The sequence below is a fragment of the Marinobacter sp. 1-4A genome, from assembly GCF_016597725.1.
GTDB lineage: Bacteria > Pseudomonadota > Gammaproteobacteria > Pseudomonadales > Oleiphilaceae > Marinobacter.
This window is the reverse complement of sequence record NZ_VCGY01000001.1, coordinates 146,376-159,978: the sequence shown is the minus strand read 5'-3', so window position 1 is coordinate 159,978 and position 13,603 is coordinate 146,376. Positions and strand designations below refer to the sequence as shown.

11 protein-coding genes are annotated in these 13,603 nt (G+C 51.5%); 8 read left to right on the top strand and 3 right to left on the bottom strand.

Going from position 1 to position 13,603, the window contains the following annotated elements:
- Positions 1-40: 40 nt before the first annotated feature.
- Complete coding sequence (locus FE845_RS00645) at positions 41-799, bottom strand: PEP-CTERM sorting domain-containing protein (RefSeq protein WP_200360831.1); 759 nt, start codon at positions 797-799, stop codon at positions 41-43.
- A 287-nt stretch (positions 800-1,086) separates the two neighbouring features.
- On the opposite strand from FE845_RS00645, the gene prpD reads away from it, so the two are divergent.
- Positions 1,087-2,571 (top strand): 2-methylcitrate dehydratase, encoded by a 1,485-nt coding sequence (gene prpD / locus FE845_RS00640; protein ID WP_200360821.1) that lies wholly within the window; start codon positions 1,087-1,089, stop codon positions 2,569-2,571.
- A gap of 16 nt (positions 2,572-2,587) precedes the next feature.
- Here the strand turns inward: prpD and FE845_RS00635 are convergent, their stop codons facing one another.
- Both FE845_RS00635 and FE845_RS00630 read right to left on the bottom strand, forming a co-directional pair.
- Positions 2,588-3,625 (bottom strand): ExeA family protein, encoded by a 1,038-nt coding sequence (locus FE845_RS00635; protein ID WP_200360813.1) that lies wholly within the window; start codon positions 3,623-3,625, stop codon positions 2,588-2,590.
- A gap of 31 nt (positions 3,626-3,656) precedes the next feature.
- Entirely contained in the window at positions 3,657-4,565 is a 909-nt protein-coding gene (locus tag FE845_RS00630; RefSeq protein ID WP_227713978.1) for an XrtA system polysaccharide deacetylase, read from the bottom strand.
- Between the two features lie 281 nt (positions 4,566-4,846).
- Between FE845_RS00630 and FE845_RS00625 the strand changes: the two genes are divergently transcribed.
- The 7 genes from FE845_RS00625 to FE845_RS00595 are packed head-to-tail and all read left to right on the top strand — an operon-like array spanning position 4,847 to position 13,586.
- Positions 4,847-6,253 (top strand): TIGR03013 family XrtA/PEP-CTERM system glycosyltransferase, encoded by a 1,407-nt coding sequence (locus FE845_RS00625; protein ID WP_200360811.1) that lies wholly within the window; start codon positions 4,847-4,849, stop codon positions 6,251-6,253.
- A 47-nt stretch (positions 6,254-6,300) separates the two neighbouring features.
- On the top strand, positions 6,301-6,939 hold the full coding sequence (locus FE845_RS00620; RefSeq protein ID WP_200360809.1) for an XrtA/PEP-CTERM system exopolysaccharide export protein: 639 nt from the start codon (positions 6,301-6,303) through the stop codon (positions 6,937-6,939).
- Positions 6,939-8,522, top strand: coding sequence for an XrtA system polysaccharide chain length determinant (locus FE845_RS00615; protein WP_200360807.1), 1,584 nt, complete (start codon positions 6,939-6,941; stop codon positions 8,520-8,522). The genes FE845_RS00620 and FE845_RS00615 overlap by 1 nt, the downstream gene beginning before the upstream one ends.
- Positions 8,522-9,397 (top strand): polysaccharide biosynthesis protein, encoded by an 876-nt coding sequence (locus FE845_RS00610; protein ID WP_200360805.1) that lies wholly within the window; start codon positions 8,522-8,524, stop codon positions 9,395-9,397. Before FE845_RS00615 ends, FE845_RS00610 begins: the two co-directional genes overlap by 1 nt.
- Before the next feature lie 4 nt (positions 9,398-9,401).
- Positions 9,402-10,751: a hypothetical protein gene (locus FE845_RS00605; protein ID WP_200360803.1), complete on the top strand. Its 1,350-nt coding sequence runs from the start codon at positions 9,402-9,404 to the stop codon at positions 10,749-10,751.
- Between the two features lie 16 nt (positions 10,752-10,767).
- Positions 10,768-11,763: a polysaccharide deacetylase family protein gene (locus FE845_RS00600; RefSeq protein ID WP_200360801.1), complete on the top strand. Its 996-nt coding sequence runs from the start codon at positions 10,768-10,770 to the stop codon at positions 11,761-11,763.
- A complete protein-coding gene (locus FE845_RS00595; RefSeq protein WP_200360794.1) occupies positions 11,760-13,586 on the top strand; it encodes a carbamoyltransferase in 1,827 nt (608 codons plus the stop codon). Before FE845_RS00600 ends, FE845_RS00595 begins: the two co-directional genes overlap by 4 nt.
- Positions 13,587-13,603: the final 17 nt, after the last annotated feature.

Sequence of the window (13,603 nt, the reverse complement as noted above, 5' to 3'; positions counted from 1 at the left end):
CTTTTATTTTTCAGGGCGCTAATGCCTTATATAGCGGCTTTTATGCGCGCTTTGAAGAGAATCGACGCTTTGCTCCGAAGCCGAGCAGTCCCATCGCCAACAGCGCAAGGGTTGAGGGCTCTGGAACCGGTGTTGGATCTGGAGTGATCTGCCCAGCGTCACCGATTACCATGTCGTCAAAGGCGAAATAATCACCGCCACCGGCATTGTTAAATGAAATGCTCGTGTAGGTCTCCCCCAGATCGTAAAACCCGAAGAACAGAGTTGCGTTGTCACTATTTCCGATGTTCAGGGAGTGGGGCACTGTTATTGAAGAGGTTACGCCTGTAGCGTTAGTTAGATTCAGCACCATTTGACTGGTAACGAAATCCCCAATATCAATACCGTTGAAGCCAAAAGCACTCACAGGGCTTGTAAAGTCGATAGTGAAAGAACCTGTGCTGACTTCCCAAAAATAATCGCCAGATGTTGGGAACCGCCCCGGGCCGCTACTAGCAATCTCGCCGGTGCCATTCAAAGTTGCGCCCAAAGCTCCGCTACTGCCAGGGAAGCTCAGGTTAAGAGGAGCTGTCTCGCCGAGCGAGAATGATTCGAAGTCTTCGCTTCCCACACCGGTAAGGTTAGAAAGAAAATCGCTCCGTGCTTGTGAAGAATTCGCGCCCAGCGCAGTGCCCGCTGTTGTGGGATCTTCCCCAAAGAACGTTACTGGCACGGCCATAACATTGGCAGCACCGCCCATAAGAACAAGCGCCATTGAAGCACCTGCTATGCGTCCACCGAATCTAGATTTCCTGTTCATTTGTTTCGTCCTTCCTAGCGTTATATTTTTGCCCGGTTTTTTTAGGTGGGCTTTATATAGGCCTTAAGCCTGTGTTTCATAACGCAATGATGGAGCCAATGTTGAAAAAAAACAGCAATATTAGTGAGTTGAGGTGGCTGATCGGGGTGGGGGCTTGAATAAATGTAAATTTTTCCGACACTGCATAAGAGCGAAAGAGTCAGCCAAGCAGGGTAGTGCAAACTGCATTCTCAGCCGACTGCAGCTAGACTAAGTCGGACAAGGAATTCATAAAGGAGAATGGCGTTATGTCAGCCACATTCGATCTTAACGAACGCCCCGATTACGACGAAGTCCTTCAGAAAATCGCCGATTACGTTCTCACCTACAAAGTAAAAAGCAAAGAAGCCTGGAACACCGCTCGTCTCTGTTTAATGGACACACTAGGATGCGGCCTGCTGGCGTTGCGCTTTCCCGAGTGCACAAAACACTTGGGCCCTATAGTGGAAGGCACGGTTGTTCCCCATGGCGCCCGAGTCCCGGGTACGTCATTTCGGCTAGATCCAGTAAAGGCCGCTTGGGATATTGGCTGCATTGTGCGTTGGCTGGATTACAACGATACTTGGCTGGCAGCCGAATGGGGGCACCCTTCAGATAATCTGGGTGGCATTCTAGCTGTGGCTGATCACCTGTCGCAAAAGCGCGTAGCAGAGGGTAAGGCGCCGCTCACCATGCGTGAGGTGCTCGAAGCCATGATCATGGCCCACGAAATACAGGGCGTGCTCGCACTGGAAAACTCGTTCAACCGGGTAGGGCTGGACCACGTTGTTTTGGTCAAGGTGGCTTCAACAGCGGTTACCGCCAAACTTATGGGCGCCAATCGCGAACAGCTGCTCTCGGCGCTTTCCCATGCTTGGGTAGATGGTCAGGCTCTACGAACCTACCGCCACGCGCCTAACGCCGGTTCCCGCAAGTCCTGGGCGGCGGGTGATGCCACTTCACGGGCTGTTCGTCTTGCAGATATAGCCATGCGGGGCGAGATGGGTATTCCCAGTGCGCTAACCGCTCCTCAGTGGGGGTTCTATGATGTTCTGTTTAGTAAAACCAACAAAGATCAAGCTTTGAAGCCGGAAGGCAAGCGGGAGTTTTCTTTACCGCAAGAGTTTGGTTCCTATGTAATGGAAAACATATTATTCAAGGTCTCTTTTCCTGCAGAATTTCACGCTCAAACGGCGGCAGAGGCAGCGGTAACACTCCATTCACAAGTAAAAGACCGGCTCGGCGAGATTGATCGAATCGTGATAGCAACCCACGAGTCGGCTATTCGTATAATCTCCAAAGTTGGCAAACTTGCTAACGCGGCGGATAGGGATCACTGCCTACAATATATGACAGCTGTACCGCTTATCTTTGGTGATTTGGTGGCTGAGCACTACGAAGATACCTTCCACGAAGCCCACCCCATCATCGATGAGCTCAGAGAAAAGATGGAAGTTATTGAAGATGAACGATACACACGTGAATACCTAGAGGCAGACAAGCGCTCGATTGCAAACGCTATTCAGGTATTCTTTAAGGACGGCTCAAGCACCGACCGGATCGCAGTAGAATACCCCATTGGCCATCGTCGCCGTAGGGAAGAGAGCATTCCCTTGCTTGCAGATAAGTTCCGGTCCAATCTGGCAACTCGATTTCCGGCCCAAAGGTGCGAACACATTTTTGAAGCCTGTGCGGATCAGAAAAGCCTGGAAAAGGCCGCTGTTCACGAGTTCGTAGATAAGTTTGTTATTTAAGCGATTGAAGCCAAACCTATTTTCGGCTCGGTGATAACGGCTTTACATTGTCAGGTACACCAACACTTTCTTTGAGCGGCACTTGTTCGTCAGGAAAGATCGTGGCTAATCGGTTGTCGATGCGCTCCAACGCTTCGGCCATGCGCAGTAGGGCACTGGAAACACCTGCCAAATCAGCGGAATGTCCGCCTGACTGCTCAACTGAATGCTCCCGCTTTTTTGAGTCGGTCGGCTGGGGTGTGTTTTCCGGCAGCTCTTCGCCCAATAAATCCTTACGGATGGATTTTAGATCGTGGGGGTCGATGAACGGCCGGTCTTCCGAATAGGCGCACATCATCATGCCGTCACACAGCTTGTTGATCAGCCTTGGAATGCCCTTGCTCAATTTGTGAATCTCGCGAACCGTGTCGCCATCGAACAGCTTATTGCCACCGTGACCGGAAACCAGCAGCCGGTAATCAATATATTCTGCAGTTTCTTTTAGCGTTAGGCCTTCAAGATGGAAGAACAGCTTCACCCGTTGCGCGAGTTGGGGAATGTCCAACACTGCCTGTTTCAGCTCTGGTTGGCCAAGCAGAATTACCCGCATAGCAGGCCCGCCCATGCTTTCCATACCGGCCAGCATGCGAATGTCTTCCAGGTTCTCTCGGGTGAGGTTCTGTGCTTCATCAATGGTTAGCACAACCGGTGTGCCAGCCTTCGCCATTTGTTCCAGATAATCAGAGATCTGGAATAGCATGGCTACTTTGCCATCGTCTTCAACCTTCATGCCGGCTTTGCGAAGAATTAGGCCGAACAAGTCTTTGGATTCAAGATTGGTGTAAGAGATGTTCAGTAACTTGAGGTTACCCTCAAGGTTACGAACGGTCTTCTTCAGCAAGGTTGTCTTGCCCGAGCCGATCTCACCGCTGATAACCACAAACCCCTCAGAGCTCCAGATCGCCGACGACATATACACATACGCCCGGGAATGCTGCTGGCTCATGTAAATAAAATCGTCTTCCGGTGTAATGCGGAAAGGGTGTCTGTGGAGACCGAAAAATTCCAAATACATATTCAGTTCCTGTTCAGTTCTTTGCCCTAAATCAGGCGAGGCGGATCAATTGATCGCTGCGCAGCAGGGTTTTGTCTGGCTCATAGGCATTATAGCTTTCACTGACGGTTCCAAACCTGAAATCCCCGAGCAGGCGTTCGAGGCGACCGTAACACTGGTCCAGATTAGTGTAATGTCGAAAACGCGAAAACCAACTTGCGTTATCGTAACGTGGCTGTTCCGGGTCTATTTCCCAGGGGTGTAAATAGAACATTTGCGGTCGGGTGCCAAAGCCCGAGGCATTTCGGAACAGGTATCGAAATACCGGGTACGGAAACTGGCGAAAGTAGCCGCCACCAGCTGCCGGAATTGAAAGCCCCATGATATGAGCTGTGGTCAACGGAAACTCGCGAATAATTGCACCGCTGGCGGTTTCAATGGAGTAGGGCGCAGACGGGGAGTCTGGAATGCCGTAATTATCGTGCCGAATCGGGAAAATACTCGAGTCCCAGGTAAAGCCTGCCTCGCTTAGAATGTCCAGTGCCCAGAGTGAATCACGAGTGATGGAATAGCTGGCTGCGCGGTAGCCTTCAATAGCGTTACCAGTAATGTCTTCGAGCAGGGCTTTGGAGCGAAGGGTTTCTTCACGGAAGACGCTTTGGGTCTGCTTGTAAATCAGCTGATGGCTGTACCCGTGGGAGGCAATTTCGTGACCATGGTCGGCTAACTTGCGGATTAAGGCTGGAAATCTCTCCGCGACCCACCCAAGCACAAAAAAAGTCGCTTTCACATGATGCTTGTCAAACAGCTCGAGCAGGCGTTCGGTGTTCTGCTCCACACGGGAGGGCAGGGAGTCCCACTGGTCTGGCCGGATTACGCCGGAAAGAGCCGCAACGTGGAAGTAATCTTCTACGTCTATGCTCATGGCATGCAAGGGTTGGGGTCTGTCCTGACTTGGCATGGGCGCTCCTTCCCAGTAAAACCGATGGCCCGATTTTCACCTACTGACAGTGCAATTACAATTCTCCATTCAGGTAATTCCGGGTAGCGATGAAAAACAATGTAAAACTATGTTACCAAAAGATACAATAAGTTGAGATTGGATACTGGCCATAGCAAAATAGGTCATTATACAAAATGAACCGGCAGTGAGGGGGCGCTCTCCGTACACTGAGCGTGGCTGTCGGAGAATTTGATGTTTGTCTGGCGCAGGTTGTTGTGCAGACGACAAGGAAGTTCAGCGTGTCGTATATTCGTTTCAGAAAACACTATCTTCACATCCCCTATCTGGTGCTCGCCGCACTGGAATTCATTGTTTTGTATGCGATTTTTTCCTCATTAGCCCTGCTGCTTGGGGTCGCCGGTGTCGGCTACCCGTCTGTGGATACAAATATCTTCTCCGCAAGCCTGTTCGCGCTGATTCTGAGCTGCGGAACACTCGCCATGGGTGGCTACCTCTCCATGGTTTATGAAAGCACGTCGGCGCTGTTTTTCCGCACCTTGGTTGCCTACTGTTTTGTGGGCGGTATCGGGCTGAAAATACTCTATTTAATCGTGCCATCGGCAAACCCCGGCAGTACCAATTTGTTCTGGGCGGTTACGTTTGCCTCCCTGGTCGTGATTGTTCTTCGGTTGATATTTCTTCGGATAGTAGACTCGGAGCAGCTTGTCCGCCGCGTAGTGATTTTTGGCGCTGGCAGTTTTGCCGCAAATTTGTTGGATGAGTATGAGCGTAATATGCGCGCTCTCGGGGTGCGGATCATCGGTTGCATCTCCGATAATGCGACAGGGGCTGTCAAAGCAGATCAGATGTTGCCTACACCGGAGGATCTCTATCAATTTTGCCGGAAAAACAGAGTTTCGGAAATTGTTGTTGCCCAACAGGAGCGCCGTCGTAGCGAAGGCGGGTGGCTTCCGGTGCCAGAATTGATGGAGTGCAAGCTGCGGGGAATCGCCATTACCAACGGCGTTGATTTCTACGAACGGGAGCTGAAAAAAGCCAAGCTGGATATGGTGCACCCCTCCTGGATTGTGTTCTCGGAAGGCTTTAAAGCTTCAAGAACCCGGGCCTTTGGGAAGCGGTCGCTGGATTTGCTCATAAGCCTTACCCTTCTCGCTGTTATGCTGCCGTTCATCATTCTCACAGCGCTTGCTGTGTTTTTGGAAACCGGGCGGCCGATTTTGTACAGCCAAACCCGAGTGGGCATGCTGGGTAAAGAATTTCGCATCTACAAATTCCGCAGCATGCGGCAAGATGCAGAGAAAGACGGCCAAGCCCGTTGGGCTTCCGCCAATGACAACCGGGTTACCCGAGTAGGCGCCTTTATACGCAACACGCGCTTGGATGAATTGCCGCAGATCTACAACGTCATCAAAGGTGAAATGAGCATCGTTGGACCTCGCCCGGAAAGGCCCGAATTTGTCACAGAGCTAAAAGAAAAGATTCCGTTTTACGATACGCGGCATTATGTAAAACCCGGGCTAATGGGTTGGGCACAATTAAAATACCCCTATGGTGCATCGGTTGAAGACGCCAGAGGGAAGCTGGAGTACGATCTTTATTACTCCAAAAATCACAGCCTTTTGATGGATTTTCTGATCATGATTCAAACCGTGGAAGTGATCCTCCTAGGCAAAGGCGTTCGGTAAATGCACCGAAACACAGGTATAGAACAAAAAGGGGTTGGAAGGCGTTTATGACAACTATCACGTACGTTCGGACTGGATTGATTGCGATATTGAGTGTGTTCATTGCCGCTTGCTCTGGCCTGCCTTCTTCCGCCGAAATGCCGCCAGCATCCGAGTTGCAGGCGGAGCCTTATATGATTGGCGTAGGGGATACCGTCTCCATTCATGTATGGCGCAACCCAGAGTTGGGTCAGTCCATTGTGGTTCGGCCTGATGGCTTTATCTCCATGCCTCTCATGGGTGATGTAAAAGCCGAAGGTAAAAAGCCGGAACAGCTAGCTGAGGAAATCAGTGCCACCTTGGGTGAGTTCATCCGCACGCCGGAGGTGACTGTTATGGTTACCAACCCGCTCAGTAAAGAATTCCGCAATCGCGTTAGGATTACTGGTCAGGTTGGTTCTCCGCAGTCAGTCGCGTTTCAGCCTGGTATGACAGTTCTCGATGTTGTGCTTATGGCCGGTGGTGTTACCGATTTTGCAGCTGATAGCCGCGCCGTTCTTCATCGCCAGATTAATGGTGAATATCAGAGTTTCGCGCTAGATTTAGAGGCCATCCTTACCGACGGTGATATGCGCACGAACCATGCTTTGCAGCCCGGCGATGTGATCAGTGTGCCCCGTAAGCAACTGTTTCGAGGCGAGCTCTAATGGACATACAGTTCATTCTCGATACCCTTCGTGCCGTAAAACTTGAGCTGTACCGGCATCGGTTGGCTGCGGTGATTATATTTATGACCGTGACAGCGGGAGTTTTGGCGCTGGGGTATGTAACACCAAAAAGTTACACCTCTCAGGCGGTTTTGTACGCCGACCAATCCAACATTCTTCAGCCATTGCTTCGGGGGCAGGCTGAGGTTACTCAACTGGACCGAATCAACGAAGCTCGGGAAATGATGCAAAGCCGTTCCTTTCTGGAGCAGATAGCTCTAGATACGGGGATAATTGAGGGCGGGGAAACGGACGCTGTCCGGAACGGAAAAATCAGCAGCCTACGCAAGCAGGTAGGTATTCGAGTATCAAACCGAAACTTTCTTGAGCTGAGCTACACCAGCAGAAGCCCAGATGAGTCGTTTCAAGTTCTTAGCGCCGTGCTAAATCGCTTTGTTGAACGCACCGTTCGTAAAAAACGTTCCGAGAGCCAAGGTGCGTTCGAGTTTATTGATTCTCAGGTCAAAACCTACCAGCGCCAACTTGAAGAAGCGGAACAGCGGTTGAAAGAATTCAAATCCGCTAACCAAGACGGTACCGAGGGCAGCGTCCTTGCCAGAATCGAGGCATTGCGCCGAGATATTGAAAACCTAAAGTTGGAAATTCAGCAAACCGAATCCGAAGTTTTTCTTACTAGGCGTCAGCTTGAGAACGAGCAACCGGTGCGCCGTATTACCGTAGATCCTGGAAAATCTGCCGCAGAGCGCCGGCTTGTAGCCATGCGCCAAGAGCTAGACTCATTGTTGCTGCGTTATCACGAGCGTCATCCGGATGTGGTGAGCGTTCAGGATCAGATCGCCGATTTGGAACAAAGAGTTTCCAAACAATCGGATGCTGATCGAGACGGCGGTATTACCGAGGTGATGGAGAACCCGGTTTATGAAAACCTTAAAATTCAGCTGTCAGACAGCACGACTCGGTTAGCCGTTCAGAAAAACCGGCTGGCGTCTCTCGAGCGTCTGCTTGAGGAATCTTTCGAACGCTCCCAGAGGGTTGCAGAAAATCAGGCCCAGCTCTCAGAGCTTACCCGTGATTACGATGTTACCCGTGGCGTTTACGAAGACATGTTACAGCGTCGGGAAAAAGCACGGCTATCCATGACACTGGATGTACAGGGAGAGGGGGTAAGCTACAAAATTCAAGAGCCTGCATCTTATCCCACCCGCTGGGATGGCCTTCAGCTCTACCAAGTAGGCCTAGCTGGCCCCTTCTTGGGAAGTGCTATGGTGCTGGGTCTGCTGGTTATGCTGGTGATGTTTGATCAAAGGGTTCGCTCACCCCGCGCACTGCAGCTCGCGTTACCAGAGTCTATTCCTGTTCTGACAAGCATTCCCCATTACCGCAGCACTTGGAAAGACCGCCTGCTGCGCAAAGACGTACTATTGATTTTGACGGTGCTAGCGGTCTTTATGACGGCGTACCTAGCTGTCCTCCTTTTCAGTGTGATGGGCATTACGCCGGAACAACTGGTTAACAAAATCGGCGAGCTAACCGGTTTGGGCGCTGGGCAAGGGAGCAATTGATGGACGACAATAAACTCTATAAAGCGCTTCTCAAAAGCCAGAGCGAACGCCGCCAAATTGAAAGTGATCGTGGAGAAGCGAAAGCGGAAGACAATTTCCGCAAAGAGCGACCCTATGCAGGCTCTGATCGCGATAAGCCCAACTGGACTCGAGTGGAAACCAATGACAACGAGCGTCCGCCTACGGTTTATGACTCCTCGGTGTCCTTGTCACTCATTGGTAACCCTAAGCCATGGAGCCGGGAACAGCTACGTGAACGCAAGATAATCTATTCCGGAATGGCAGATAAAGAAGTGATGGACGCCTACCGGGAGTTGCGGATTCAGCTTCGTAACCGTGCGGGCGAAGGTAACTTTATTGTGATGTTCAGTAGTTTGGGAAAAGGTCACGGCGGCCTGTTAACAGCCTATAATTTGGCAGCGGCGTTTGCTTTGGATTCTCACACTTCTGCATTGCTTGTCGACTGCGACCCTTACGGTAACGAGCTGAATAGCCTTGTTTCAAGCCCTATGACATCAGGGGTTACAGACTTTGTTGCAGACCGGTCGCTCAAGATTCAGTCCATCCTTTACCCCAGTGGTGTTGAACGCCTTACGGTTATTCCTGCAGGCACTCAGGCATCCTCAGCGGTTGAACTGTTCTCCGCCGTGCGCATGCGGGAACTGATTACCGAGCTGAAAGCCCGCTACCCGGATCGTTGCATAGTCCTTAACGCTCCGCCTTTTCAGGAAAATACCGAAGCGAGGATTTTGGAACGCTTTGCAGATCAGATTATTTTCGGCGTTCCATTTGGAGAAGTCACCGCTGAAGTCATTGAGGATTCAGTGGATGCACTTGGATCTGATAAATTCTCCGGCCTGATTTTTCAGGAGTAGCCCCATGGAGCGCCGGGCATGGATTGCAAGTACTTATCCTCTTACCCATATACTGGTTGGTTTTTGCTGCATCGCCTGGCCGCATACAGCGCTCGCTCAGAGCCTGAGTGACGATATTACAACAATCTCCGGTTCGGCTTCTGTGTTTACTGGGGTCACTCACACCCGTACCGACAGAGGCACTTATACCGACACCAATACGGAGCCAGTGGCCGGTGTATCCGGAAATATAGGTGGTACTCTCGAAAAAGGCGCCAACGCTCTGGCGCTGAGATACGGTGGCACGTTAGAAACTCGCCGGGAAACGGTAGATGGCGGCCAGACAGATAGTAGCACTCTAACCGGAGCGTCTCGCTACACCCATGCAGATCCGGGCAGTCGGTTCGATTTTAATTTGGGCCACACCGTCACATCTGTGCGCAACAATACTGGCTTTGTGACAAACCCCTCCAGTTACGACACACAAAACAGTGTGACTGGGGGAGCAGGTTTGAGGTTTTATCCCGGCGACCTATCAATGCTTCGTTTTTTCGGTCAGGCTGGTCGAAGCTTCGGTGAAGACGAGCTTGGCGACCAAGAGTCATTCACGGCCGGTAGTGAGCTGTCACGCAGGTTGAGTGAGCGCTCCTCGGTGAGCTTAAATGCTAACCGAAGTTGGGCGGAGCAACAGGGAGCCGAAACAACCATAGACTCCGCGCAGTTGGTCTACAGCTTGCAGTTGGAACATGGCAGCTTCAGCATTGGGGCTGGTGGTAGCAAGGCAGATACCGAATACACTGGCGGCGCTACAGACGAGTACGACGCTATAACCGGTTTTCTAGAGCGCTCATGGGTGGGCGCGGACTGGCGCACGGCTATAAAGTACGACCGCAGAATGTATGACAGTGCTATCGACCTTTCCCGGGAATTACCGCCTATATTTGATCTCCTGCCAGATACCGTGCGACTGCAAGACCTTGTTGTTAGCGATTCATTTCTGATTAACCACAACAACCAACGGCTGTGCGATGTATGCACACTTGGCGTATATGCAGAAGGCGCAATTCTAGAATCGCAGCTTTCTGGAGCCATCACCCATGAGTACCGCGGAGGGGTGAATCTGGGATTTCAGCTGAATGCGCTTCAAAGATTGAGCTTTGGATACAGCTGGCAAGGCGATGCAAACGAAGACGCCGATGTTATTGTTGATGAGATTCATCGGCTAACCACGAGCTGGACTCGACAGTTGGCCGAAAATACAACCTTTGGTGTTGAATTCAACCAATCGTATCTGCGCTCGCGTTTGGCTAGAGACGATCAAGACCAATTCGAGTTACGCCTTGTGCTGAGTCGCGGTTTTGCACTGAGTAGATAGCGTTAGGAATGGAATCATGTTTGAACAAAAGAAGGACATACTGCTCCCTCCGGGGACGCCGCCACAGCTTATCGTGGTGATTGATACCGAAGAAGAGTTTGATTGGAGTGCAGAGCCGGATGCCCAGGCAAACCAAGTTTCGGCTATGGAGCACATTGATCGCGCCCAGAACATTTTCAATGAATATGGCATCAGCCCATGTTACGTAATTGATTATCCGGTGGCTAGCAAGCCTCAAGGCTATGGGCTATTGAAGCAATTTTCAGAAAAAGGCCAATGCGAAATCGGAGCGCATCTTCATCCCTGGGTGAACCCTCCCCAAGAAGAAATTCTTTCGCGCTCCAACATGTATCCTGGCAACCTACCTGAAGGTTTAGAGCGGGAAAAGCTCCGGGTATTGCGCGACACCATTGAGCAAAACTTTGGTCAGGCGCCAGTGGCCTATAAAGCCGGGCGCTATGGCTTTGGCCCGAACACCACCGGCATTCTTCAAGAGCTGGGGTTCAATATTGATTTGTCGGTTTGCCCACCTTTAGATTCGCGGGCTGACGGCGGGCCAGATTACCGAAGATTTGATGCACACCCATTTTGGTTTGGCGGATCAGACAAGCCCATTTTGGAGATTCCTTGTACCGGCGGGTTTGTCGGCTGGGCGCGCCCTGTTGCAGTGCCGTTGTATGAGGCAGCACAGAGGCTAAGACAGTTTAAAGCGCCGGGCATTTTGGCCCGTGCAGGGGCGGTAGACAGGCTAATGCTTTCTCCGGAAGGTTTTACACCAGCGGAGCACATCAAGCTCACCCGAGCGCTCTATCATCAGGGCGTGCGCACCTTCACTTGGAGCTTTCATAGCCCCAGCGTTGTGCCGGGTAACACAAGTTACGTACAGACCGAAGCTCAGCTAAAGGCATTTCTGGACAGCTTCCGTCAGTTTTTCGATTTCTTTTTCAATGAATTAGGCGGCCAGGCGTCATCGCCCACCCGCATTCGCAAGTATATGGAGAGTAAGGCATGAAGGTGCTAGGGATATCCCCGCTAGATAAAGACTCAACGGTTTCCATTGTTGAGGATGGCAACATTCTCTTTGCCGCCGGTGAAGAACGGTTTTCCAGAGTTAAGCAGCAATCAGGCTTCCCGCGCCTAGCGCTGGAAAAAGCACTCGCCTACACCGGCCTCTCCATGAGCGATATTGATCTGGTGTGCTACCCATTTCTTACGTGGGAGAATGAACAGAAACTGTTTACAAAAAATCTGGAAGATGAGAAAGCGTTTATTAAAGCTTTCGAGCCCAAAGATCTCGGGCCTCAGATTAAGGAGGCACAGGGCAGGGTACCTGATCGAAATCAGCCGATTCACGGCCTTGAGCATCCAAATGCCATTATGGAAAAAGGTTTTCTGCACAACTCCTACTACAACATGGCCGGGGTGCAGAAGCTGGCATCGAACAACGCGGCTCTAAAATCCTCTCGGCATTGGGGTGAGAGCGCTTCAGAATCTTTTAAGCAATGGGAAAGCGACCTGACAGAAGGCTTGAAAGATATGGGGTGGACTGGCCCCGTCAAACGCATGGATCATCACCTATCCCACGCTGCAAACAGCTTTCTATGCAGCGGTTATGAAAGGGCACTGTGTGTAACTCTGGACGGCTATGGCTCGGGGCTGGCTGGCTCAGTGAGCGAAGGGCGTGATGGCAAAATCCACCGCCTGCACGGGCTGCCTTACCCGAACTCCCTCGGCACGCTATACGAACATGTGACCTCTAGCCTAGGGTTTAAGCCCAGTCGCCACGAAGGCAAAATCGTAGGCTTGGCCTCTTATGGCGACCCTGAAATCCTAGGGGAAATTCTCCTCTCTCGCATCGAACAAACGCCGGGCGACTTCCGCATCTACGAAGCCAACAACGTATTCTTCTCACGTTATTTGGCCTCAAAGTTCCCGAAAATCGACGTGGCTGCGGCTTACCAGTATGTGCTTGAAAAAGTAGCAACAAACTACATCCGCTACTGGGTGGAGAAAACGGGGATCGACACCATCGTACTTTCCGGTGGTGTAACCGCAAACGTAAAACTGAACCAGCGTATTTTCGAGATTGAAGGCGTTAACAACATCTTTGTCTACCCGAATATGGGCGATGGCGGCTGCGGAACGGGTGCTGCGCTTTATCACAGCTGGCCGGGCGGGGTTAAACCCTCCATTACCAACAGCTACATGGGGCCCGACTATTCCGAGGCGGACATAGAAAAGGCACTGAAAGCTGAAAACCTTCAATACCGTCGCCCAGAAAATCTTGCAGCCGATGTTGCTGCGCTGATTCACAGCGGTGAGGTGGTCGCACGTTTCGACGGGCGCATGGAGTACGGCCCCAGAGCCCTTGGTAACCGCTCCATTCTCTATCACGCCCGCGAGCCAGAAGTGAACCAGTGGCTGAACAAACGCCTCGGCCGTACCGAATTCATGCCATTTGCCCCGGTTACCCTCTACGAAGCCCGGGAGAAGTGCTATCACAACATCAAAGGCGCAGAGCACGCTGCCGAGTTCATGACCGTTACCTTTGACTGCACCGAGTTCATGAGAGAAAGCTGCCCTGCGGCAGTGCACGTGGATGGCACAGCCAGGCCGCAGCTCATAAAGCGCGAAGCCAATCCCGGTTACTACGACATATTAAGTGAGTATGAAAAGCTGAGCGGCATTCCAAGCCTGATCAACACCAGTTTCAATATGCACGAAGAGCCCATCGTTAACTCTCCCGAGGATGCGGTAAGGGCCTTTATTCAAGGCGCTCTGGACTATCTAGCGATAGGCCCGTTCTTGGTAAAGCACCCGAACCCGGGGCAGTGAACTGGTAGCGGATGTAA